General features: G+C 74.7%; 25 protein-coding genes and 1 riboswitch. Of the genes, 9 read left to right on the top strand and 16 right to left on the bottom strand.

The window, feature by feature from the left end:
• Positions 1-31 precede the first annotated feature (31 nt).
• Complete coding sequence (locus tag HL189_RS12030; protein WP_369133936.1) at positions 32-988, top strand: FkbM family methyltransferase; 957 nt, start codon at positions 32-34, stop codon at positions 986-988.
• A gap of 9 nt (positions 989-997) precedes the next feature.
• On the opposite strand, the gene HL189_RS12025 is transcribed toward HL189_RS12030, so the two are convergent.
• A complete protein-coding gene (locus HL189_RS12025; RefSeq protein ID WP_369133935.1) occupies positions 998-1,822 on the bottom strand; it encodes a sulfite exporter TauE/SafE family protein in 825 nt (274 codons plus the stop codon).
• A gap of 204 nt (positions 1,823-2,026) precedes the next feature.
• Here HL189_RS12025 and HL189_RS12020 point away from each other — a divergent pair, with 204 nt between their 5' ends.
• The 6 genes from HL189_RS12020 (at position 2,027) to HL189_RS11995 (ending at position 6,917) form a co-directional block, all read left to right on the top strand.
• Positions 2,027-2,263, top strand: coding sequence for a PLDc N-terminal domain-containing protein (locus HL189_RS12020; protein ID WP_369133934.1), 237 nt, complete (start codon positions 2,027-2,029; stop codon positions 2,261-2,263).
• Between the two features lie 95 nt (positions 2,264-2,358).
• The gene (locus HL189_RS12015) at positions 2,359-2,610 is read left to right on the top strand and encodes a hypothetical protein (protein WP_369133933.1); all 252 of its coding nucleotides are present in this window, start codon (positions 2,359-2,361) and stop codon (positions 2,608-2,610) included.
• Positions 2,607-3,431 (top strand): hypothetical protein, encoded by an 825-nt coding sequence (locus HL189_RS12010; RefSeq protein WP_369133932.1) that lies wholly within the window; start codon positions 2,607-2,609, stop codon positions 3,429-3,431. Before HL189_RS12015 ends, HL189_RS12010 begins: the two co-directional genes overlap by 4 nt.
• Positions 3,431-5,227: a fumarate reductase/succinate dehydrogenase flavoprotein subunit gene (locus tag HL189_RS12005; RefSeq protein WP_369133931.1), complete on the top strand. Its 1,797-nt coding sequence runs from the start codon at positions 3,431-3,433 to the stop codon at positions 5,225-5,227. The genes HL189_RS12010 and HL189_RS12005 overlap by 1 nt, the downstream gene beginning before the upstream one ends.
• Positions 5,224-5,979, top strand: coding sequence for a succinate dehydrogenase/fumarate reductase iron-sulfur subunit (locus tag HL189_RS12000; RefSeq protein ID WP_369133930.1), 756 nt, complete (start codon positions 5,224-5,226; stop codon positions 5,977-5,979). The genes HL189_RS12005 and HL189_RS12000 overlap by 4 nt, the downstream gene beginning before the upstream one ends.
• Positions 5,976-6,917, top strand: a complete 942-nt coding sequence (locus tag HL189_RS11995; protein ID WP_369133929.1) for a DUF6625 family protein — start codon at positions 5,976-5,978, stop codon at positions 6,915-6,917. The genes HL189_RS12000 and HL189_RS11995 overlap by 4 nt, the downstream gene beginning before the upstream one ends.
• 48 nt (positions 6,918-6,965) lie before the next feature.
• Here HL189_RS11995 and HL189_RS11990 read toward each other — a convergent pair whose 3' ends face one another.
• The 5 genes from HL189_RS11990 to HL189_RS11970 form a co-directional block, all read right to left on the bottom strand.
• The gene (locus tag HL189_RS11990) at positions 6,966-7,784 is read right to left on the bottom strand and encodes a MetQ/NlpA family ABC transporter substrate-binding protein (RefSeq protein WP_369133928.1); all 819 of its coding nucleotides are present in this window, start codon (positions 7,782-7,784) and stop codon (positions 6,966-6,968) included.
• A 72-nt stretch (positions 7,785-7,856) separates the two neighbouring features.
• Positions 7,857-8,516 (bottom strand): methionine ABC transporter permease, encoded by a 660-nt coding sequence (locus HL189_RS11985; RefSeq protein ID WP_369133927.1) that lies wholly within the window; start codon positions 8,514-8,516, stop codon positions 7,857-7,859.
• The gene (locus HL189_RS11980) at positions 8,513-9,541 is read right to left on the bottom strand and encodes a methionine ABC transporter ATP-binding protein (protein ID WP_369133926.1); all 1,029 of its coding nucleotides are present in this window, start codon (positions 9,539-9,541) and stop codon (positions 8,513-8,515) included. The genes HL189_RS11985 and HL189_RS11980 overlap by 4 nt, the downstream gene beginning before the upstream one ends.
• A gap of 197 nt (positions 9,542-9,738) precedes the next feature.
• Positions 9,739-9,813: a putative leader peptide gene (locus HL189_RS11975; protein ID WP_368858512.1), complete on the bottom strand. Its 75-nt coding sequence runs from the start codon at positions 9,811-9,813 to the stop codon at positions 9,739-9,741.
• 6 nt (positions 9,814-9,819) lie between these two features.
• A riboswitch (SAM riboswitch) is annotated at positions 9,820-9,914 on the bottom strand.
• A 59-nt stretch (positions 9,915-9,973) separates the two neighbouring features.
• Positions 9,974-10,231: a hypothetical protein gene (locus HL189_RS11970; RefSeq protein ID WP_369133925.1), complete on the bottom strand. Its 258-nt coding sequence runs from the start codon at positions 10,229-10,231 to the stop codon at positions 9,974-9,976.
• 225 nt (positions 10,232-10,456) lie between these two features.
• Between HL189_RS11970 and HL189_RS11965 the strand changes: the two genes are divergently transcribed.
• Positions 10,457-10,660 (top strand): cold-shock protein, encoded by a 204-nt coding sequence (locus HL189_RS11965; RefSeq protein ID WP_222263130.1) that lies wholly within the window; start codon positions 10,457-10,459, stop codon positions 10,658-10,660.
• Positions 10,661-10,719: 59 nt separating this feature from the next.
• On the opposite strand, the gene HL189_RS11960 is transcribed toward HL189_RS11965, so the two are convergent.
• The 5 genes from HL189_RS11960 to HL189_RS11940 all read right to left on the bottom strand — a co-directional run bounded on the left by HL189_RS11960 (position 10,720) and on the right by HL189_RS11940 (position 16,098).
• Positions 10,720-13,371, bottom strand: coding sequence for a PEP/pyruvate-binding domain-containing protein (locus HL189_RS11960; protein WP_369133924.1), 2,652 nt, complete (start codon positions 13,369-13,371; stop codon positions 10,720-10,722).
• Positions 13,372-13,425: 54 nt separating this feature from the next.
• Entirely contained in the window at positions 13,426-13,704 is a 279-nt protein-coding gene (locus tag HL189_RS11955) for a hypothetical protein (RefSeq protein WP_369133923.1), read from the bottom strand.
• Positions 13,705-13,813: 109 nt separating this feature from the next.
• The gene (locus HL189_RS11950; RefSeq protein WP_369133922.1) at positions 13,814-14,365 is read right to left on the bottom strand and encodes a CPBP family intramembrane glutamic endopeptidase; all 552 of its coding nucleotides are present in this window, start codon (positions 14,363-14,365) and stop codon (positions 13,814-13,816) included.
• Positions 14,366-14,599: 234 nt separating this feature from the next.
• Complete coding sequence (locus HL189_RS11945; protein ID WP_369133921.1) at positions 14,600-15,079, bottom strand: hypothetical protein; 480 nt, start codon at positions 15,077-15,079, stop codon at positions 14,600-14,602.
• Between the two features lie 35 nt (positions 15,080-15,114).
• Entirely contained in the window at positions 15,115-16,098 is a 984-nt protein-coding gene (locus HL189_RS11940) for a universal stress protein (RefSeq protein ID WP_369133920.1), read from the bottom strand.
• A gap of 252 nt (positions 16,099-16,350) precedes the next feature.
• On the opposite strand from HL189_RS11940, the gene HL189_RS11935 reads away from it, so the two are divergent.
• Positions 16,351-16,494 (top strand): RGCVC family protein, encoded by a 144-nt coding sequence (locus HL189_RS11935; RefSeq protein WP_369133919.1) that lies wholly within the window; start codon positions 16,351-16,353, stop codon positions 16,492-16,494.
• A gap of 42 nt (positions 16,495-16,536) precedes the next feature.
• Here the strand turns inward: HL189_RS11935 and HL189_RS11930 are convergent, their stop codons facing one another.
• The 5 genes from HL189_RS11930 to HL189_RS11910 form a co-directional block, all read right to left on the bottom strand.
• A complete protein-coding gene (locus HL189_RS11930) occupies positions 16,537-16,758 on the bottom strand; it encodes a hypothetical protein (protein ID WP_369133918.1) in 222 nt (73 codons plus the stop codon).
• A gap of 421 nt (positions 16,759-17,179) precedes the next feature.
• A complete protein-coding gene (locus HL189_RS11925; protein ID WP_369133917.1) occupies positions 17,180-18,811 on the bottom strand; it encodes a thiamine pyrophosphate-binding protein in 1,632 nt (543 codons plus the stop codon).
• Positions 18,808-19,584 (bottom strand): cyclase family protein, encoded by a 777-nt coding sequence (locus HL189_RS11920; protein WP_369133916.1) that lies wholly within the window; start codon positions 19,582-19,584, stop codon positions 18,808-18,810. The genes HL189_RS11925 and HL189_RS11920 overlap by 4 nt, the downstream gene beginning before the upstream one ends.
• A 40-nt stretch (positions 19,585-19,624) precedes the next feature.
• Positions 19,625-20,260, bottom strand: a complete 636-nt coding sequence (locus HL189_RS11915; RefSeq protein ID WP_369133915.1) for a hypothetical protein — start codon at positions 20,258-20,260, stop codon at positions 19,625-19,627.
• Positions 20,261-20,313: 53 nt separating this feature from the next.
• Positions 20,314-21,537, bottom strand: coding sequence for a cytochrome P450 (locus HL189_RS11910; RefSeq protein ID WP_369133914.1), 1,224 nt, complete (start codon positions 21,535-21,537; stop codon positions 20,314-20,316).
• Positions 21,538-21,629: the final 92 nt, after the last annotated feature.

The raw sequence follows: 21,629 nt of genomic DNA, 5'->3' as shown, positions 1-21,629 counted from the left end.
GCTGTGAACCCGGCGTCGCTGTGAACCCGGCGTGATCCGCGGTGCCGACCGGCCCCTCGACCGGCGGCTCGCCCGCGCGGTGGTCGGTCCGCTGCCCGTTCCGGTCGCCGACGCGCTGCGGCGCGCGCTGACGCGCGGCGCCGGCCCGCCCCGGGCCCGCCGGGCGGTGCTGCGCGCGCTGTTCCGCGGAGGCATCCCCCGCGCGGTGTCCACCTTCCGGCTGGCCGACGACCCGGGCCTGGAGTTCGTCGCCGTCGACTCGCAGGTCCTGGAGCAGCTCTACTGGTGCGGCGTGGACGGCTGGGAGCCCGAGCTGCTGCCCTGGTGGCGCGCCTACTGCCGCAGCTCCCGGTCGGTGCTCGAGCTGGGCACGAACGTCGGGTACTTCGCGGTCCAGGGCGGCCGGGCCGCGCCCGGCGTGCGCTACGTCGCCGTGGAGCCGCACCCGGTCTCCGCCGAGGTCTGCCGGACGCACCTCGGGCTCAACGGGGTGACCAACGTCGAGGTCGTCGAGGCCGCCGCGGTCGTGGGCCCCGCCGCTCCGTCGGTGCGCCTGCACGTCCCGGCCGACCAGGCGGCGACCCCGACGGTCGCCTTCCTGGCCGCGGACACCGAGCTCCCCGCCGACATGAGACGCGACGTCCCGGTCGCCCTCGACGTGCCGGCCGTCGACGTCCGACAACTGCTCGACGGTGTCGACCTGGTGAAGATGGACGTCGAGGGGCAGGAGCACGTCCTGCTCGCCGCGATGCGGGAGCACCTCCGGGCGGCGCGGCCGACGCTGTTCGTCGAGGTGCTGGCCGGGACGGTGCAGCTGCGCGCCGTGCTGGCCGAGCTGTGCGACACCGACGGCTACCGGTGCTACGCGCTGAGCCGGCAGGGGCCCGTGGAGCTGTCCCGGGAGCGGCTGGCCACCGCCCGGCTGATGGACGAGTTCGGGTGCCAGGACGTCCTGCTCACCGCCACGGAGCTGCCGCCGCTCCCGTAGCGGGCCCGGTCAGCCGAGGAGCGGCCGGAGGTTCTCCGTCCAGACGTCCCAGCCGAGCCGGACGATCAGCGCCGTCACGACGACCAGGAACGCCGCGCGGACGAAGCCGCTGCCGCGGGCGGTCGCCATCCGGGACCCGAGGTAGCCGCCGATCATGTTGGCCGCGCCCAGGAGCAGGCCGAGCCCCCAGAGGACCGCCCCGTTCGGCGCGAAGAAGAGCAGCGCCCCGAGGTTGGTCGCGACGTTGACGATCTTGGCCTTGGCACTGGCGGACAGGAAGTCATAGCCGAGGGTGGAGACCATCGCGAAGACCAGGAACGATCCCGTCCCCGGGCCCAGGATCCCGTCGTAGAACCCGATCGCGGCGCCGAGCAGGCCGGCGACGCCGTGGTGCTTGCGGCCGCTGTGGCGCAGCGCCGTCACCCCGCCCAGCGACGGCCGGAGCAGGGTGAACGCCGCGATGCCCACCAGGGCGACGACGATGACCGGTTTGAAGACCGAGGCCGGCAGCAGCGACGCGACCGAGGCACCGGCGAAGCTGCCCAGCAGCGCCACCCCGGCCATGGGCAGCGCGGTCCGCAGGTCGGGGTGGACCCGGCGGTAGTAGGTGACGGCGCTGGTCGTCGTCCCGAAGATCGACGCCAGCTTGTTGGTGGCGAGCGCCTGCACCGGGCTGAACCCCGGCACGAGCAGCAGCGCGGGCAGCTGCAGCAGCCCCCCGCCGCCGACGACGGCGTCGATCCAGCCGGCCGCCAGCGCGGCGACGAGCACGAGCAGCAGCGTCGTCCCGGTGAGCCCGTCCGGGAGGAACCCGGCGGGCAGGAGGTCCGTCATGCGCGTGGGGACTCCGCCGTCCGTCCGCCGCCAGCACCCGTCCAGCGCACCTGCACGACCCGTCCCCCGTCCGTCAGCCCGGGACATGATCCGCGACGAGCACCACCGGACGACCGTCGGGGGGCTCGACCAGGGGCGCGGCTCCCCACACGTCCGGGTCCGGAGGCCCGCCGGCCGGAGCCCCCTGTCTGCCAGGGTCGGGGCATGGGATCGCGTCGATGGCAGGACCTGACGTCCCGGCAGCGCGCCGGGCTCCTCGCGGTGGGCCTGCTGCAGTGGTGTCTGGCAGCCGTGGCGTGGAAGGACCTCGCCTCCCGCCCGGCCTCCGCGGTGAACGGCAGCAAGGCCCGGTGGGCGGCGATCATCGCGATCAACTGGGTCGGGCCGCTGGCCTGGTTCCGCTGGGGTCGGCGACCGGGCCACGGCTCCGCCCGCCGCTGAAGAGCCGGGGCCAAGGCCCTTTCGTCGGCGGCACGTTAGTGGTCGACTGCTGCCCTCGCCTCCCCGGAGGCGCCGGCAGCGACCTGGAGGCAGCGATGTCCCTGGAGCAGGACGTGGCCACGGCTCGGCAGGCGCTCGAGGCCCTGGACAGGGCGTGCGCGTCGGTCACGAAGCACGTCGGGGAGACGGTGGACGCCCGGCGGCTGAGGGGCGACCTCAGCCGGGTCCGTGACGACCTGGACCTGATGGCCGGGCAGCAGTCGTACTCGGCGTACGAGCCCTTCGCGGGCGTCTACGGCGACGGCGACGACGAGGGCTTCGGCGGGGCCGGCCGCACGGGGCGGTGACCACCACCGCGCCGCGCGGGGCCGGGACCGCGGCGCCGCGACACGGAAGGGGCACCTCCGGCCGCGCGGCGATCGCGTCCCGGACGCTGCGCACCGACCGCTGGTGGGTGCCGCCCCTGCTCACGGCCGCCGCCCTGGTGGCGTTCGTCGTCTACTCGTCGATCCGCGCGTTCCAGAACGCGCACTACTTCGCCGAGCCCTACATCTCGCCGTTCTACTCGCCCTGCATCACGACGGCGTGCGAGGGCGACACCTTCCCGAAGCTGTTCACCGGACCCGGCTGGATCTCCCCGGCGATCTACATCCTGATCTTCCCGCTGGGCATCCGGCTGACCTGCTACTACTACCGGAAGGCGTACTACCGGTCGTTCTGGCTCTCACCGCCGGCCTGCGCGGTCGCCGAGCCGCACTCCCGCTACACCGGTGAGACCCGCTTCCCGCTCATCGGGCAGAACGTGCACCGGTACTTCCTCTACGCGGCACTGGTCATCAACGTCGTCCTCTTCTACGACGCCGTCCTGGCCTTCCGGGACGAGACCGGCGAGTGGGGGCACATGGGGCTGGGCACGGTGATCCTGCTGGCCAACGCCGTCCTCCTGGCGCTGTACTCACTGTCCTGCCACTCCTGCCGGCACATCGTCGGGGGCCGGTTGAACCACTTCTCCCGGCACCCGCTGCGCTACCGGTTCTGGACACTGGTCTCCCGGCTCAATGCCCGGCACATGCAGTACGCGTGGGCCTCGCTGTTCAGCGTCGCGTTCGCCGACTTCTACGTCCTGCTGCTCGCCACCGACACGATCCCCGACCTGAGGTTCTTCTGATGGAGCTGGAGAGGCACGAGTACGACGTCGTCGTGGTCGGGGCGGGCGGCGCGGGGCTGCGGGCCGCGATCGAGGCGCACGAGGCGGGGGCACGCACGGCCGTCGTGTGCAAGTCGCTGCTCGGCAAGGCGCACACGGTGATGGCGGAGGGCGGCATCGCCGCGGCCATGGGCAACCTCTACCCGGAGGACAACTGGCGGGTGCACTTCCGCGACACGATGCGCGGGGGGAAGATGCTCAACTCCTGGCGGATGGCCCAGCTGCACGCACAGGAGGCGCCGGAGCGGGTCCGCGAGCTCGAGGACTGGGGCGCGCTGTTCGACCGCACGCCCGAGGGCCTGATCAGCCAGCGCGACTTCGGCGGGCACCGCTTCGCCCGGCTCGCCCATGTCGGCGACCGGACCGGACTGGAGCTGATCCGCACGCTGCAGCAGCGCACCGTGGCGGCGGGCATCGACGTGTACATGGAGTGCACGGTCACCCGGCTGCTCACGGACGACGCCGGAGCGATCAGCGGTGCCTTCGGGTACTGGCGCGAGTCCGGGCGCTTCGTCGTCTGGCAGGCGCCGTCCGTCGTGCTGGCCACCGGCGGGATCGGCAAGACCTACAAGGTCACCTCGAACTCGTGGGAGTACACCGGCGACGGCCACTCGCTCGCACTCCAGGCCGGGGCCTCGCTCGTGAACATGGAGTTCGTCCAGTTCCACCCGACCGGGATGGTGTGGCCGCCGTCGGTGCGCGGGATCCTGGTCACCGAGAGCGTCCGCGGGGACGGCGGGATCCTCACCAACTCCGCGGGCAACCGGTTCATGTTCGACTACATCCCCGACTTCTTCCGCAAGGAGACCGCGGAGACCGAGGACGAAGCCGACCGCTGGTACACCGACAAGAAGAACAACCGGCGCCCGCCGGAGCTGCTCCCCCGCGACGAGGTCGCCCGGGCGATCAACAGCGAGGTCAAGGCCGGCCGCGGCTCGCCGCACGGCGGGGTCTTCCTGGACATCGCCTCCCGACGGCCGGCGGAGTACGTCCGCAAGCGGCTGCCGTCCATGTACCACCAGTTCAAGGAGCTGGCCGACGTCGACATCACCACCGAACCGATGGAGGTCGGGCCGACCTGCCACTACGTCATGGGTGGCGTGGATGTCGACCCGGACACCGCGGCGTCCCGCGTGCCCGGCCTGTTCGCGGCCGGCGAGGTGGCCGGCGGGATGCACGGATCGAACCGGCTGGGCGGCAACTCGCTGTCGGACCTGCTCGTGTTCGGCCGGCGCGCGGGGCTGGCCGCCCGGGAGCACGCCGCACGGGCCGGAGCCTCGGTCCGGGTGCCCGACGACGCGGTCGCCGACGCGGCCCGCGCCGCGCTCGCACCGTTCGACCGGGAGGGTGGCGAGAACCCGTACGCCGTCCAGCACGACCTGCAGGAGACGATGCACGACCTCGTCGGCATCATCCGCACGCGCACGGAGATGGAACAGGCACTGGAGCGCATCGCCGGGCTGAAGAAGCGGGTGGCGGACCTCTCGGTCGAGGGGCACCGGCAGTACAACCCCGGGTGGCACCTGGCTCTCGACCTGCCGCACATGCTCCTCGTGAGCGAGTGCATCGCCCGGTCGGCGCTCGAGCGGGAAGAGAGCCGCGGTGGGCACACGCGCGACGACTTCCCGGCCGCCGACCCCGAGTGGGCGAAGGTCAACGTCCTCTGCGCACTCGAGCCGGACGGCGTGGGCATCACCCGCGAGCCCCTGCCGCCCATGCCGCCCGAGCTGGCCGAGATCTTCGAGGAGGTCTCATGACGTACGACGCCAGGTTCCGGGTCTGGCGGGGGGACGCCTCGGGCGGTGACCTGCAGACCTACACCGTGCCGGTGAACGAGGGCGAGGTGGTGCTCGACGTCATCCACCGGCTGCAGGCGACCCAGGCCGGTGACCTCGCCGTCCGCTGGAACTGCAAGGCCGGCAAGTGCGGCTCGTGCAGCGCCGAGGTCAACGGCCGCCCGCGGCTGATGTGCCTCACCCGGATGAGCACCTTCGCCGAGGACGAGACCGTCACGGTGACCCCGATGAGGACGTTCCCCGTCATCCGCGACCTGGTCACCGACGTCTCCTACAACTACACGAAGGCCGCTCAGGTCCCGGCCTTCGTCCCGCGGCCGCGGGACGAGGACGGCAACCACCGGATGCAGCAGGTCGACGTCGAGCGCTCGCAGGAGTTCCGCAAGTGCATCGAGTGCTTCCTGTGCCAGGACACCTGTCACGTCGTCCGGGACCACGAGGAGAACAAGCAGGCCTTCGCCGGACCCCGGTTCCTCATCCGGCTGGCCGAGCTGGACATGCACCCGCTGGACGCGCAGGACCGCCGGGCCGCGGCCCAGGACGAGTTCGGGCTCGGCTACTGCAACATCACCAAGTGCTGCACCGAGGTGTGCCCGGAGGGCATCCACCTCACCGACAACGGCATCATCCCGCTGAAGGAGCGGGTGGTGGACCGCAGGTACGACCCGCTCACCTGGCTGGGGTCGAAGATCGGACGGCGTCCGGGGCGGTGACCGGGCCCTCCATCCGGCTGGTCGTCCCCTACTTCGGCCCGCGCCCGTCGTACCTGCCCCTCGCCGTGAAGAGCATGGCCGCGAACCCGGACGTGCACTGGCTGCTGCTCACCGACGAACCGGTGCCGGACGCACCGCCCAACGTCAGCGTGCACCGGTGGGAGTTCTCCGACCTGGCCGCGCGCATCCAGGGCCACTTCGACTTCCCGATCTCCCTCGAGCGCCCCTACAAGCTGTGCGACTTCCGACCCGCGTTCGGGGAGGTGTTCGCCGACGAGCTGCGGGGCTGGGACTTCTGGGGGCACAGCGACCTCGACGTGATCTTCGGACGGGTCCGGGACCACCTCCCGCCGGAGGCGTTCGAGGCCGACAAGATCCTCATCCAGGGCAACTTCGCCCTGTACCGGAACACCGCCGAGGCGGCCGGGTGGTTCCGCCACGAGGTGGCCGGCGTCAGCTACCGGGAGGTGATGTCGGAGCCCGCGGCCATGTACTTCGACGAGATGGCGGGCATCCACCACGTCCTGCGCCACCTCGGCGTCCGGCTCTGGGACGAGCACACCATCTTCGACCTCTCCTTCCGGAGATACCGCACCCGTGCCGAGCACCCGGCCGGACGCGATCCCCGTCGCTACGCCTGGGAGGACGGCGAGATCTGCGAGTACCGGCTCCAGGACGGGGTCGTCGTGCGCCGCAGCGCACTGCTCGCCCACCTCCAGAAGCGGACCATGCGACCGCCCTCGGAGGCCGTGCTCGCGGCGGACCGGTACTGGATCCTCGCGAACGGCTTCGCCGTCCAGGAGCGGGTGTCGAAGGTGGCGGTCCGCTCTGCCAGGATCCCGGTCGGTCGGGAGCTCCTGCCCTTCTACGCGCGGAGGATCCGGCGCGGCCTGCGACGCCGCGCCGCCCAGCGGGCGGCCGTCCAACGGTCCCGCTGACCAGCGGCGCGCGGAGGGCCGGACGTCCGGCACTCCGCGCGACGGGGGTCAGAAGGCGGGGATGACCGCGCCCTGGTACTCGTCCTCGATGAACTGGCGGACCTCGTCGGAGTGCAGCAGCTCCTCCAGCTGGGTGATCCGCTCGTCGCCCTCGTCACCGGTCCGCACGACCAGCAGGTTGGCGTTGGGGTTGCCCTCCGCCTCCTCCAGCGCCAGGGCGTCCTCGGCCGGGACGAGGTCGGCCTCGATGGCGTAGTTGCCGTTGATGACCGCGATGTCCACGTCGGCCAGCGACCGGGGCACCTGCGCGGCCTCCACCTCGGAGATCTCGAGGTCCTTCGGGTTGCCCTCGACGTCCAGCGACGTCGGCGCCGCGTCCCCGGTGTCGGCGAGGGTGATCAGCTCGTTGGCCTCCAGCAGCCGCAGCGCCCGCGCGGCGTTGGTCGGGTCGTTGGGGATGGCCACGGTCGCGCCGTCGGGGAGGGCGGCGAGGTCGGTCAGCGTGCTGGAGTAGATGCCCAGGGGCTCGATGTGCACCGGCTCCAGCGGGGCGAAGTCGTAGCCCGCGCTGGCCTCCTGCTCCTCCAGGTACGGGACGGTCTGGAAGTAGTTGGCGTCCAGCGACCCGTCGTCCAGGGCCACGTTGGGCTGCACGTAGTCGGTGAACTCGACGATCTCCAGGTCCAGGCCGGCGTCGGCGGCCAGGTTCTCGTCGATGAAGCGCAGGATCTCGGCGTGCGGGACCGGGGACGCGCCGACCCGCAGCGGCTCGTCGGCCCCGGACAGCTCGGCGTCCCCGCCGCCGCAGGCGGCGAGGAGGGCCGTCGCCGCGGACGCGGCCAGGATCAGGGAAAGGCGGGAGCGCATGGTGGTGGTTCTCCTTCACGGGTGGTGCGACGGGAGCGGTGGCCGGACGGCCATCGGGGTCGGTGCGGGTGGTCAGGCGCGGGCCGCGTGGTGCGCCCAGCGGTCCCCGGCCCACTGCAGGGCCTGGACCACGGCGAGCAGCAGGACGACGGTCAGCAGGGTGATGTCGGTCCGGAACTGCTGGTAGCCGAAGCGGATCGCGAAGTCCCCCAGCCCGCCGCCGCCGACGGCCCCGGCCATCGCCGAGTAGCTGATCAGGGCCACCACCGTGACCGTGGTGCCGGCGATCAGCGAGGGCCGGGCCTCGGGGAGCAGCACGGTGCGGACGACGTCCCGGCGGCGCGCGCCCATGGACAGCGCCGCCTCGACCTTGCCGGGGGCGACCTCGCGCAGGCTGGTCTCCACCAGCCGGGCGAGGAACGGGACGGCGCCGATCGTCAGCGGCACGATCGCCGCGGTCGAGCCGATCGTCGTCCCGACGATGCCCCGGGTCACCGGCGCGACCAGGAACAGCAGGATGATGAACGGCAGCGAGCGGCCGAGGTTCACCACCAGCCCCAGGAGCCGGTACAGCGTCGGCCGCGGCGCGAGGGCGCCGGGGGCGGTGACGGTCAGCAGCACCCCGAGGGGGACGCCGAACAGCACGGTCAGCAGGGCCGAGACGCCGACCATGTAGAGGGTCTCGCCGGTGGCCTCGACCAGCTGCGGGTAGATGCGCGCCCAGTCGCTCATCGGGCCGCCCCCGCCACCGCGCCGGGGGTCCCGGGCACCTGTTCGATGAGCACGCCGTCGTCCCGCAGCCCGCGGACGGCGCCGTCCAGCTGCGCCAGGTCCCCGGTCACGCGCAGCAGCAGCCGGCCGTAGCGCCCGCCGGCGACCGTCTCCACCGAGCCGCCGGCGACCTCGACGGAGAGGCCGAGCCGACCGATGAGGGTCTGCAGGACCAGCGTCTCGGGCGTGCGGTCGGTGACCGTCACCCGCAGCAGCACACCGGCGTGGCCGGCCCCGGCGTCGGCGAGCGGCGCGGGCAGCAGTGCGTCGCTGAGCGGCGAGTGCTCGCGGGTCAGGATCTCCGACAGCCGGCCGCCGTCGACGACCCGGCCCTTGTCGAGCAGCACGGCGCTGTCGCACACGGCCTTGACCACGGCCATCTCGTGGGTGATGAGCAGCACGGTGAGGCCGAGCTCGGACCGGACCCGGCGCAGGAGCTCCAGCACGCTGGTCGTGCTGGCCTGGTCCAGGGCGGAGGTCGCCTCGTCGCAGAGCAGCACCGCGGGGCGGCCGGCCAGCGCGCGGGCGATCGCCACCCGCTGCTTCTGCCCACCGGACAGCTGCCGCGGATGGGCGTCGGCCCGCTCCGCCAGGCCCACCAGGTCCAGCAGCTCGGCGGCCCGGCGGCGTCGCTCGGCCCGGCCGACCCCGGCCAGCTCGAGCGGGTGCTCGACGTTGCCCGCGGCGGTCCGGGAGTCCAGCAGCTCGAAGTGCTGGAACACCATGCCGATGGACCGACGGGCCTCACGGATCTGGTCGTCGGGCAGGTCGCTGAGCACCCGGCCGTCCACCGTCACCGATCCCGAGGTCGGCCGCTCCAGCATGTTGACCAGCCGCACCAGCGTGCTCTTGCCGGACCCGCTCGGGCCGACCACGCCGGCGAACTCCCCGGCCTCCACCCGCAGGCTCACGCCGTCGACCGCGACCACCTCCCCGGCGCGTCTCCGGGCAGGGAAGACCTTGCGGACGTCGGTCAGTTCGATCACGGGGTTCGGTGTCCTCGAGGTGAGCGGTTCCGGGGTGGAGTGAGGCGGCGCAGGTGGTTCCGGCCGGCCGGCCTGCACGTCAGCGGACCGGTGGAGCGGCTCGGGCACCGGCGGCGGTGGCCCGGGCCGACCGCGCCGGCCCGCGGCAGGTGGATGCCCCGTGGAACGGGGCGGCTACCGGGATGCGGGGGTCGGGATCAGCGACACAGCGCGGTGGCGGTCCGGCACAGGTCGATGTGCCGGCGAGCCCAGGTGAGCCCGGCGTGCCTCATGGCGTTCCTCCATCGGTCCTGGCAGTAGCACCCTCGTCCGCCGGGGCGGGGGGTTGCTGCGGCGTCGTCGAGCCAGGTCTCTCGGCCGCTCCGGATGGCATCCGAGGTCAACTCTACCCAGCAGGTAGGAAAAGGCGACCGGCCGGGCCTGGGAGGTGGCTCACCCCGTGCCGCCGTCCGGATGGTGGTGGGCGGCGGCCCCGACCTCCCGCAGATCGGTGACCGCCAGGATGCGGCCGGTCGGGTACAGCTCGATCTCGGCGTCCTCGCCGAGCCCCGCCACCACGGTCAGCCACCCGGCGGGACCGAACCGGACGACCCTCCCGGGCAGCTCGAGCCGGCCGGACGGGTGCGCCGGGTCCTCGACCACGACCCGGGCCTGGTAGAGGTGCCGGTCGTTGACGGTGGTGATGTCCATCGGAACAGCCTCCTTCGAGGGGTACACGGTGACACTGATCGCCGCCGTCCCCACTCCTGACGACGACCACGTACAGTCGGCCGCGGTCGCTGTTGTGCCTCTGCCTCGTTCCCGGACGTCCGCAGTCGTCTCTGCCTGACGTTCCTCTCGGTCCTGCCGGTCGGTACGGCGACCCAGGACCGATGTCCATCGGTGCTGACGCGACAGCACGGAAGTGGGAACGACATGGCTCAGGGCACTGTGAAGTGGTTCAACGCGGAGAAGGGCTTCGGCTTCATCGAGCAGGACGGCGGCGGCGCCGACGTCTTCTGCCACTTCTCGGCGATCTCCGGCAACGGCTACCGCTCGCTGGACGAGGCGCAGCGCGTCGAGTTCGACATCACGCAGGGCCAGAAGGGCCCCCAGGCGGAGAACGTCCGCGCGATCTGATCGCGTTGACGGAGCCCCTCCGGTCGCTGACCGGAGGGGCTCCGTCGTCTCCGGGGCCGCTACGCCCCGGGTTCCGCGACGGTCACGACCCCGGCCGTGCCGTCCACGGTGACCAGCTGCCCCGTGGTGATCCGGGTGGTGGCGCCGGGCAGACCGACGACCGCCGGGATGCCGTACTCGCGGGCGACCACCGCCCCGTGCGAGTTCGCCCCGCCCATCTCCATGACCAGCCCACCGGCGGTGAGGAACAGCGGCGTCCAGCCCGGATCGGTGGACGGCGTCACCAGGACCTCCCCGGGCGCCACGTGCGCGCCCGTGGGGTCCAGCACGACGCGGGCCGGGCCGGTCACCCTCCCCGCCGACGCGCCGGTGCCGACGAGCACGCCGTCCCCGGCCGGTGGCCGGGCCACCCGGTCCTCCGGCTCGGTGCCGTCGCTGAGCAGCACCCGCGGCACCCGCCGGCGGCCCAGCTCGCGGTCGTGCACGGCCCGGCGCTCCCGGACGACGTCGCGCAGGTCCCGGCCGCGCAACCCCTCCCTGACCTCGCGGAGGTCGAGGAAGGACACGTCCTCCGGCCGGTCGAGCACGCCGCTGCCGACCAGGTCCGCGCCGAGGAGCCGCAGCTGGGCCCGCGCCCGGGCGAGCAGCAGGACGATGCAGTACTTCGGCAGCTCCCGTACCCCGCCGAGCCGCCGGGCCCGGTGCAGGGCGAAGCGGACGACGGCGCCCCGCACCCGGCCGCGCCGCCGCGCCCGGCCGGTCAGCGTGGCGACCATCGCCTCGGCCTCGGCGACGGCCCGGGCGAACACCGCGTCGGGAGCCCGGTCCGGGTCCTCGACCCGCAGGTAGTTGGCCAGCACGCCGAGGACGTGGGCCGGGTCCTCGGCCCAGCGGGGCAGCCCGAGGTCGATCTCGGCGACGGCCCGGGAGCCGTACCGGTCCAGGAAGCCGGCCAGCCCGCGCTGCAGGACCGGCGGCAGCGCGCCGACCCGGTACCGCCCGGCGAGGTCCGCGACCGGCTCCGCGCGCAGCACCTCCGCGGCAGGCTCGTCGGCGCGGACCGTCGTGGCCAGCCGCCACAGGTCGAGGTCCATCTCGGTGGTCACGTTGGCCGGCAGGCCGCGCAGGACGGTCGGCAGGTCACCCGGCCGCGCGTCGGGCCCGAGGACCTTCGCGGCCAGCCCGAGCATGGCGAACCCCGCGGCACCCGGGGGCGCCACCCGCGGCAGCAGCGGAGCCGCGGCGAGCAGGGTGGCGACGACGTCGTCCCACCGCTGCTCCGGGGTGGCGACCTGCGGCGCCCGCGCGCGGGTCCGCAGCTCCGCGACGAGACGGCCGAGGCGGCGGTGCGCCGCCGAAGGGCTGACCAGCGCCTGCGCCGCCCGCAGCGGGATGCCGTAGCGGGCGGCGACGAAGGCCACGCGGCGCACCACCGGCCGCCACGACGGCTGCACCACGCTCAGCCGGGGCTCGTCGAACAGGCTGCGCAGCACCACCGCCGAGCGCGCCTCCATGACGTCGAGCACGCGCGGGACGATCGCCCGCCCCGGGGCGCTGCGCAGCATCGGGGTGACGTCGAAGAACAACCGGCCGGCGGCGGCGCGGACCGCCGGCGGCCCGGCCACCGGATCGGCCGGCGGGTACCCGTACAGCCGCCCGGCCCCGGACGCGACGACCCGGATGGCGGCGATGCCGAGCGGGGTCAAGGGGCGGGTCAGCCCCTGGGCGAGGCTGAAGCAGAAGTACACCCGGAGCCCGTCCGGCGGTGGCGCGCCGTCGGGGAGCGGGAAGAGGGTGGTCACCGGCCGGGCCTGGGTGAGCCAGGCCCCGCCGTCCCGGTCGAAGGCCCACTCGATGTCCTGCGGCGCCCCGAAGTGCTGCTGCACCCGTCCGCCGAGCCGGACCAGCTCGGCGACCTGCTCGTCGGTCAGGCAGGCGGGACGACCGGTCCCGTCCCCGATCCGCCGCTCGACGACCGCGCCGGTGCCGGTCCGCACCACGAAGTGGTCGGGGTCCACCGCCCCGCTGACCACCGCCTCGCCGAGCCCGGGGCTCGCGTCGACCACGCTCTCGCCGCGGTGCCCGGTCACCGGGTTCGCGGTGAACAGCACGCCGGCCACCGCGGCGTCCACCATCTCCTGCACGACGACCGCGAGCCAGGTCTGCGCCGAGTCGACCCCGTTGCGGGCCCGGTACAGCACGGCCCGGTCGGTCCAGAGGGACGCCCAGCACCGGTGCACGGCGTCGAGGACGGCGTCCACCCCGGTGATCTCCAGATAGGTGTCCTGCTGCCCGGCGAAGCTGGCCGACGGGAGGTCCTCCGCCGTGGCCGAGGACCGGACCGCCACGCTCGGCTCGCCGAGGGCGCGGTAGGCGGCGGTGACCGCGTCGGCGGTGCGCCGGGGCATCGGGGTGGACAGGATCCGCTCACGCGCCTGCCGGGCCAGCTCCGCGGAGCGGTCGACGTCGTCCGGGGCGAGGGCGGCCAGCCCGTCGAGGACGTCGGTCAGGCCGGCGGCCGCGGCCATCTCCCGGTAGGCGGCGGTGGTCAGGCAGAAGCCGTCCGGCACCGGGAAGCCGGCCCGGAGGAGCTCACCCAGGTTGGCGGCCTTGCCGCCCGCGACGGGCACCGAGCCGGCGTCGAGGTCCCGGAGCGGGACGACGACCGCGGCGGCGTCGGTGCGGGGCGTCTGCTGCGGTGCCCGGGTCATCGCCGGCCGCCGGCACCGGGCGGACGAACCCTCAGGTGCGCGGGCACCGACGGGTCACCCGGTGGCCGGGCCCAGGGACGGCACCCGCTGCCCGCCGACCCACAGCTCGCCCACCCGCAGGTCGGCGATCTCCGCGCGGCGCACCGTGAGGCGGCCGATCCGCACCATCCCGATCGCGACCGCGCCCATCGCCAGCGCGCCGACGGCGAACGCGCCGAACGCCGTCGCCCCGATCGCCGTCCGTCCGATGGCCACCGCCGGGGCGGCGACCTGCCGCCGCAGCAGCACCGCCCGCCGCACCTCCACCGGCCCGCGCCCGCTCGTCCGTCCCATGTCGGTTCCTCCCACCGTCCCGTCCGGCCGGCCCCCCGACTCGGGGGCCCGGCATCACCCGGTCGAGCCTGCTCCCCTCAGCGCCGTCTGGACACCCCCTCGAGTGCCCTCAGTCGTGCCGGCCGGCGGCGGCGCGGCGCGCTCCGGCCGGGTGCCGGTCCGCGAGCACCCGGCGGGGCACGGCCAGCGCCAGCAGGGGCACCAGGAGCGCGACCGCCGCGAGCGTCAGGGAGAACGTCGGCTGCGCCGCGGGAGGGAGGTCGACCAGCTTGAAGCTGTCGATGGCGGCGTGCACCAGCGCGGGCGCCCACACCGTGCTGCGGCCGGTCTCGTAGAGGTAGGCCAGTGGCACCGAGGTGACCGCGGCGACGAGCATCGCCGCACCGCCGACCGCCGGGCCGTTGCTCGCCAGGACGGGGACGTGCGCGGCCACCAGCAGCGGCATCGTGAGCACGACCGCCCGGCCGAAGGACCGCCCGGCGCGCAGTCTCCGGAAGGCGTACCCGCGCCACACGATCTCCTCGGCGACGCCGTGGAGGGCGAAGACCCCGACGAGCAGCCACGGCCAGCCGGGCCGCAACGCCGGTACGACCCCGGTGATCGCGGCCGACAGCGGGTGGGCCAGCAGCACGAGCGCGGACAGCCCGACCGCCAGCACCACGCCCGCCCGCCGGGACGGCCCAGGCCCAGGCGTCGCACGACGGCCGCCGGTCCCCCGCCGTCGAGGGCCTGCTCGACGAGCACAGCGGCGACCAGCACCCCGGCCAGGACCGCCGGGCCCAGCCGGGCCGTGGCGTCCAGCCCGGCCAGCCCGGCGAGGACCCCGTACACCACCGCGAACCCGGCCAGGAACCGGAGCCACGCCCGCAGGTCCACGGCCGACGCCCCCCCGGTGTCAGGTGAGGTGCGCGTGGGCGGCGGCGAGGAACAGCCCGAACGCGATCCAGGTCAGGGCGGCGCGGAGCCAGTTGAGCGTGAAGTAGCGGCGGCGGGTGTCCCGCCAGTCCGCCGGCACGGCGGCCGGGTCCCAGCCCAGGATCACCTCGTAGTTGGGCTCGGCGAGGAACCGGGAGACCAGGAGCGGGCCGAGGACGGTCAGCGCCAGGCCGGTGGCGGTGAGCACGAACTCCGTGCTGGCCGGCTCGTCGCGCAGCCCGACCAGGGCCAGGGCCGGCGCGAGCACGAGTCCGCTCACGAGCACGTGGTTCGTCGGGGACCGGCGCGCGACCGGCAGGAACAGGCGCAGCTCGGTGGCGAAGCCCCGTCCGTCCTGCCCCGCGTAGATCGGGTGCAGGATCGTGGTCAGCGTCAGCAGCAGGCCCGACCAGAGCCCCGCGACGACGACGGCGAGCCCCAGACCGATCTCGGCGAGCACGGTTCCTCCTCTCTGGCCGGCCCGGGCGGCCGCGCTCAGCCGCCGCTGCCCGCCAGAGCCGGCGGCTCGGCGTGCCGGTGGGTGCGCCGCGGTGGGTGCACCACGAGCACCGGGCAGGGCGCGTGGACGACGCCGTGCAGCGCGACCGAGCCGAGCACCATGCCCGGCAGCCGGTTGCGGCTCCGGCTGCCGATCACCAGGAGCGCCGCGCCGGCCGCGCGGTGCACGAGCAGCCCACCGGCGGGGCCCTCCTCGGTCACCACCCGCACCGGCACCGGCGGCTCCGCCCCCAGCACCTCGTCGACCTGGTGCCGGGCCCGCCCGTCGGCGGAGGCGCGGATCTCCGCGAGCGCCTGGTCGAGCGCGACGTAGAGGTCGGTCCAGTAGTGCGGCAGGTGGTAGGCCGCGACCACCTCCAGCTCGGCGCCGAGCTCCTCGGCCGCCGCGGCGGCGTGGGCGAGCACCACCCGCGACGCCTCCGCGGGGTCCAGCCCGACGACCACCCTCCGGCCCGGAGTCGTCGACGCGGCCGTGCCGGGGTGGACGACGACCACCGGGCAGGGTGCGTGGGCGGCGCAGTGCAGCGCCACCGACCCCAGCAGGGTGCTGCGCACCAGGCCCCGGCCGCGGCTGCCCACCACCAGCAGCGCGGCCCCCTCGGCCATCTGGACGAGCTGCTCGGCCGGCGCCCCGGGGACGACGCGCACCTCGCAGGGCACGTCGTCGATGCCGTCGACCGCCGAAACCACGGGGTCCGCCCGGACCGCGGCCACCAGCTCCCGGGCCCGCGCCTCCGTGCCGGCCCGCAGCGCGGCGATGCGCTGGGGGTCGACCAGCGACGGCGCGTTCCACGAGAGGTCGGACGGGAACGCGGACACGACGTCGAGCCCCGCCCCGCGCCGGGCTGCGGCGGCGAACGCCCAGACCAGCGCCTCCCGCGCGCCCGGTGACCCGTCCACGCCCGCGACCACGCGGGGCCGGGCCACCGCCGTGCCCTCCTGCGCGTCCTCGCTGTCCATGGGGCCTCCTCCGTCGTGCCCGGGGCCGCAGCGGGTCCGTCGTCCATTCTCGCCCCGGGGAGTCCGCGTGGAGCCGGCGTCGTCACCGCCCGTCGGGCGGTCGTCCGGGACACCGGCAGCGGGGCCGGGCGTAGCGTGGGGATGTCGGTCCGCTCCTGCGGACCCGTGGACGGCTCGGCCGTCCGACCTCTCCCTACACCGCCCTCCCGGCGGAGTCAGGCGGCTGCCGCCGTGACATCTCCCGCCCTCCCCGTGACCACCGAACGCCCGAGCGTCGTCGCGGTCTGCGACGTGTGCCCGCACCCCGTGGCGAGCCACGACGCCATCGGTCTCCGGTTCTGCTCGGCCACCTTCGACGGCGCCATGACCCGGGGCTGCGTCTGCCCGTCCTCCTGACGCCCGCCCGGTGACGGGATCGAGGCCTCTGCCCGCAGGGGCCTACTGGCCCCAGCCCATCGCGCTCGGGTTGCTCTCCTCACCGAGCGACCACCACGCCAGCTGTCCGGGGGCCAGGGTCAGGTAGGCGAACTCGGCCTGGCCCGGTAGGCGCGCCATGAGCGTCACGAACTGGTTGCTCGCCCGGGCGGTCACGATCTCCTTCGCCCGACTCGCGATGTCGACGGAGTCGTCCAGTTCCCACACGAGATCCGTTCCGGCCATCCGCAGCATCTTCGGCATGTCTCAGCAAAGCAGGTGGCGAGCCGGATGAGCTCCCGGATCGGCCGGTCACCAGGACGCTTCGCGGGGCGTAGGGTCAGCAGTGGCGTCAGTTCGGCGCCCAGCCCCTCCGCTGGCGGAGGAGATCGGCGGTCCCCGCCATGGGACTCCCCAGCACCCAGACGCCCCGCCTCCTCGCCGCGGTCCTGTCATGACCACCATCCGGGTCACTCGCCGACCGGGGGGCTCCGCGACGGACGTCGACACGATCCCGGTCACCCCGCCCGAGGCCGCCGGCGACGGCTCCGTCCGGCCGGCGGTCCATCCACCGGTACCGGTCCGCCGCTCCGCGGCCGACCCGACCGACGTCGGGCAGACCGGGGTCCGGGACTCCGAGGGTGGCCACCCGAGCCGCTGAACCGGCTCAGTGGCCCCGGAAGGCCTCCTCGAGCCACCACGACGGCTCCTGCCGGGTGACCTTGGCGTCGATGAGCAACGGCCGGGTGCGCCGGCCGGCCAGCCAGTCGGACACCCCGGCCAGGTCCGCGACGTCCCGGACGGTGAGCGCCGCGAACCCGTGGCCGCGGGCGATCGCGGCGAAGTCGTCCTCCGGGAAGCGGACGGTGTCCAACGGGTGGCCGGCCGGGCCGAAGTGGTGCACCTCGGCGCCGTAGGCCGCGTCGTCGTAGACGACCACGACCATGGGCAGCCCCAGCCGGACGACGGTCTCCAGCTCCGCGGCGCCCATCAGCGCGCCGCCGTCCCCGAGGGCGGCCACCGGCAGCCGGTCGGGCCGGGCGAGCGCGGCGCCGATCGCCGTCGCCAGCCCCAGGCCCACCGACTGGAAGGCCTGGGTGAAGCAGAAGCCGTGCTCGTCGGGGACGTCGAGGAACATGCTCGGGTAGCCCATGAAGTTGCCCGAGTCGACCGCGACCACCCGCTCGGCGGGCAGCAGGTCGTCCAGGGCGATCGTCAGCGCCCGGGGGTCGACCTGCCCCGCTCCCCCGGCGTCGCGGAACGGCTCGTCGCGCCACCGCCGCCGCTCGGCGAGTGCCCGGCGGACCTCCGGCGTCCGGTACCCGGCCGCCTCGCCGGGCAGGGCGGCGGCCGCCGCCCCGGCGACCGCGCGGACGTCCCCGACGACGCCGAACGCGAGGTCCCGCTGCCGGCCGAGGGCCTCGCGCTCCAGGTCCACCTGGACGACGACGGCGTCGTCGGCGATCAGCCGCCCGTGCCGCGTCGTCCACATGTTCAGCGCGCAGCCCCACCCGACGACCAGGTCGGCGCCGCTGATCAGCTCGGCGGCCAGCGGCGTGGCGAACCCGCCGGAGACGTCGAGGTCCCACGGGGTGCCGCGGAACAGCCCCCTGGCGACGGCGGACGTCGCCAGCAGCGCTCCGCAGCGGTCGGCGAGGAGCTCCAGCGCCGCCCGGGCGCCGGGGCCGCGTGACCCGCGGCCGGCCACGAACACCGGCCGCCGCGCCCGCGCGAGGGCGTCGGCCAGCCGCGCCACCTCGGCCGGGTCGGGAGCCGCCGCGGCCCGGGCCGCCGGGAGCGGCACGTGCGCTCCCGGCACCGGGAGCCCCTGCACGTCCAGCGGCAGGTTCAGCACGACCACCCGCCGCTCGTCGCGGGCCGTGGCGACCGCCGCGACGGCCTGGGCGACCGCGTCCCCGGGCGAGGTGACCCGCACGGGCACCGCCCCGACGGCGGCGGCCAGGGCCGGCTGGTCGACGAAGAAGTTCGACCGCGGGGAGGTGGCCTCCCCGGTCACCACCACCATCGGCGTGCGGCTCTTCGCCGCCTCGGTGACGCCGGTCAGCGCGTTGGTGAACCCGCAGCCCTGGTGCACGCTCAGCGCGGTCACCGCCCCGGTCATCCGGGCGTGCGCGTCGGCCATCGTGGCCGCGCCGCCCTCGTGCCGCGCGGCCACGAACCGGGCGCCCGCGGCGACCATCGCGTTGGTCACCTCGAAGTTGCCCGACCCCACGACCCCGAAGACCGTGCCGACCCCGCTCCGGGCGAGCGCGCCCCCGATCGCGGCGGCGACGTTCATCCGCGGTCGACCAGCGCCAGCACCCGCGACGGCGAGCCGGAGCCGGAGACGATCGGCAGCGGCGCGGCGACCACCAGCGCTCCGGTCGGCGGCAGCTGGGCGAGGTTCCGCAGCTGGGTGAGCCCGTACTTGCCGCTGCCCATGAGCGCGGCGTGGCACGGGAACGGGGGGTCGAACGAGTGCGCGGCGCCGGCGTCGGTGCCGACGGTCTCCACGCCCAGCCCGATCACCGGCGTCTCCTCGGCCAGCCACCGCGCGCACGCCGGGGACAGTCCCGGGGTGTGCGGGCCGGTGTCGTCGGCGTTGACGAACGCGCGCTGGGAGGACGACCGGGCGTCCCAGCCGGTGCGGTACAGCAGCCAGCCGCCTTCGGGCAGCGGGCCGTGCGCGGCCTGCCACTGCTCGACGTGCTCGGGCTCGAGCAGGAAGTCGGGGTCCTCGGCGGCCTGGGCGGAGAAGTCGAGCACGGCGGCCGGGGCGATCAGCCGCCGCGCCGGCACCGACGCCACGTCGTCGCCGTCCCGGCCGGTCACCCAGTGGTTGGGCGCGTCGAAGTGCGTGCCGGTGTGCTCGCCGGTGCGGAAGTTGTTCCAGTACCAGGCCGGGCCGCGGTCGTCGTACCGGCTCAGCTCCTCCAGCTCGAAGGGGGCGGTCTGGGCGAACGGCGGTGGCAGCTGGATGACCGGCGTCTCGGCCGACAGCGGCGCGGTGAGGTCGACGACCTCGACCCGGCCGGTGATCAGTGCCTCGGCGAAGCTGGCGAGGATCGGCATCGCAGTCCCTTCTCGGCGGAGGGCGCTCAGCCAACCACGGTCAGGCGCTGACCTCCTCGTGCGTGTTCACGCCGGGTATCCGGCGGACCGACCCCCACCCGAGGCGGGCCCACGCGACGAGCAGCCCGGCGCCGACCAGCGAGCCGAGGGTGTCCCGGACGAGGTCGCCGTTCGTGTCGTCGTTGCCCTCCGAGAGCGCGGTGCCCAGCCACGCGTCGGACCGCCACTCGTAGATCTCCCACAGCGCGCCGATGGAGATGCCCAGCGCCAGCGTGACGACGCCGATGCCGACGTAGTGCCGCAGGTGGGTCTCGTCCCGCGGGTCGGGGACGACGTCGAGACGGGCGAGGGCGATGTACACGACCGGGGCGGTGAGCATCGGCAGCGTGAAGTGCACCAGGTCGTCGAAGCGCACGAACTGGTCGTAGAGCCCGAGCGTCTCGCCGAACCCCTGCAGCGCCATCCCCAGGGTCAGCGACAGGTCGTACACCCGCGGCAGGTTCACCAGCCGGGCCAGGAGCGTGACCGCCCCCAGCCCGGCCAGCAGCGACGCCGCACCCGGGCGGCCGGCGAGCGCGTAGGCCACCGCCCCGCCCAGGATGACCAGCCGGAGGACGTCGATGCCGTCCCTGATCAGCGGGGACCAGTCGCCCAGCACGAGCCGCCGCACGTCCACGGGGGTTCCTTACCCGGCGGCCGTGGGCGTCCACGCCCGCCGGGGGATCCCGGTCAGGCCGGAGCCTGCCGGACGGTCGGGCGGAAGACCACCGGCAGCGCCCGCAGCCCGCGCAGCCCGCCGGCCGACCAGCGCAGCTCCTCGACCGGGACCGCCAGGGCCAGGTCGGGCAGCCGGGCGAGGATCGCGGTGAAGGCGATCCGGGCCTCCAGCCGGGCCAGCGGCGCCCCGAGGCAGTAGTGGATCCCGTGGCCGAAGCCGAGATGGTGGCGGGAGCCGGCGGTGACGTCGAGCCGGTCCGGGTCGGGATGCCGGTCCGGGTCCCGGTCGGCGGCCGCGGTCGCCAGCATCACGACGTCCCCGCGGGCGACCGGCACGCCGGCGATCTCGAGGTCCTCGGCGGCGTACCGGGTGATGCCGACGTTGACCGGGCCGTCGAACCGCAGGAACTCCTCGACGGCGCCCGGCACCAGGGACGGGTCCGCCCGCAGCCGGTCCAGCTGCTCCGGGGCACGCAGCAGCGCCAGGGTGCCGTTGCCGATGAGGTTGACGGTGGTCACGTACCCGGCGACGAGGAGCAGGAAGGTCATCGAGAGCAGCTCCTGCCCGTCCAGGCCGCCGTCCTCGTCGCTGGCCTCGATCAGGCCGGTGAGCAGGTCGTCCGCCGGGGCCTGGCGCTTGGCGGTGATGAGGTCGCCGACGTAGCTGCGCAGCTGGGCGACGGCGGCCGCCATCTGCTCGGGCTCCATGCGCCGTTCCAGCGGCGTCTCGAGCATCTCGTCGGTCCAGGCCCGGAAGCGCTCGCGGTCGGCCGGCGGCACGCCCAGCAGCTCGCCGATGACCGTGATCGGCAGCGGCAGGGCGAACTCGGAGATCAGCTCGGCCCGGCCCCGCTGCGCGATCCGGTCCAGCAGCTCGTCGGTGACCTCCTCGATCCGGGGCCGGAGCGCCTCGACCCGCCGGGCGGTGAACGCCTTGGACACCAGCCGGCGCAGCCGGGTGTGCTCCGGCGGATCGGAGATCAGCATGCTGCGGCTGAGGACGTCGTCGCCCATCAGCTCGGTCATCGCGGCGGACGTGCGCGGGTCGCTGCTCAGCCGGGGGTCGGAGAGGGCGGCGAGCACGTCGTCGGGACGGGTCACCACCCAGACGGGGATGGCCCGGTTCATCGTCATGCGGGTCACCGGGCCGGCCTCGCGGAGCGCCGCGAGGGCGGGGAACGGATCGGCCAGCCCGGCGAGGTCGGAGATGTCGGTGAGGGTGTCCGGTGCGGCCATGGCGCCTCTTCCCTGGGTCGGCGGCCTCCGTGCAACGCCTCCAGGCTGGCACCGCCCGGTCGTACGCGACAGGTCATTTCCCGGCGCGGGAG

Origin of the sequence: Modestobacter sp. I12A-02662 (assembly GCF_041028325.1) — a bacterium.
Classification (GTDB): domain Bacteria; phylum Actinomycetota; class Actinomycetes; order Mycobacteriales; family Geodermatophilaceae; genus Modestobacter.
This window is presented reverse-complemented; position numbering and strand designations above follow the sequence as displayed.

Bases quoted from the DNA above. Each gene is read 5' to 3' on its own strand.
- HL189_RS11955 (WP_369133923.1), bottom strand. From the start codon at position 13,704: ATGGGACGGACGAGCGGGCGCGGGCCGGTGGAGGTGCGGCGGGCGGTG.
- HL189_RS11965 (WP_222263130.1), top strand. From the start codon at position 10,457: ATGGCTCAGGGCACTGTGAAGTGGTTCAACGCGGAGAAGGGCTTCGGC.
- HL189_RS11970 (WP_369133925.1), bottom strand. From the start codon at position 10,231: ATGGACATCACCACCGTCAACGACCGGCACCTCTACCAGGCCCGGGTC.
- HL189_RS12025 (WP_369133935.1), bottom strand. From the start codon at position 1,822: ATGACGGACCTCCTGCCCGCCGGGTTCCTCCCGGACGGGCTCACCGGG.
- HL189_RS12020 (WP_369133934.1), top strand. From the start codon at position 2,027: ATGGGATCGCGTCGATGGCAGGACCTGACGTCCCGGCAGCGCGCCGGG.
- HL189_RS11910 (WP_369133914.1), bottom strand. From the start codon at position 21,537: ATGGCCGCACCGGACACCCTCACCGACATCTCCGACCTCGCCGGGCTG.
- HL189_RS11940 (WP_369133920.1), bottom strand. From the start codon at position 16,098: ATGGACAGCGAGGACGCGCAGGAGGGCACGGCGGTGGCCCGGCCCCGC.
- HL189_RS11990 (WP_369133928.1), bottom strand. From the start codon at position 7,784: ATGCGCTCCCGCCTTTCCCTGATCCTGGCCGCGTCCGCGGCGACGGCC.
- HL189_RS12005 (WP_369133931.1), top strand. From the start codon at position 3,431: ATGGAGCTGGAGAGGCACGAGTACGACGTCGTCGTGGTCGGGGCGGGC.
- HL189_RS11960 (WP_369133924.1), bottom strand. From the start codon at position 13,371: ATGACCCGGGCACCGCAGCAGACGCCCCGCACCGACGCCGCCGCGGTC.
- HL189_RS12000 (WP_369133930.1), top strand. From the start codon at position 5,224: ATGACGTACGACGCCAGGTTCCGGGTCTGGCGGGGGGACGCCTCGGGC.
- HL189_RS12015 (WP_369133933.1), top strand. From the start codon at position 2,359: ATGTCCCTGGAGCAGGACGTGGCCACGGCTCGGCAGGCGCTCGAGGCC.
- HL189_RS11930 (WP_369133918.1), bottom strand. From the start codon at position 16,758: ATGGCCGGAACGGATCTCGTGTGGGAACTGGACGACTCCGTCGACATC.
- HL189_RS11925 (WP_369133917.1), bottom strand. From the start codon at position 18,811: ATGAACGTCGCCGCCGCGATCGGGGGCGCGCTCGCCCGGAGCGGGGTC.
- HL189_RS11920 (WP_369133916.1), bottom strand. From the start codon at position 19,584: ATGCCGATCCTCGCCAGCTTCGCCGAGGCACTGATCACCGGCCGGGTC.
- HL189_RS11985 (WP_369133927.1), bottom strand. From the start codon at position 8,516: ATGAGCGACTGGGCGCGCATCTACCCGCAGCTGGTCGAGGCCACCGGC.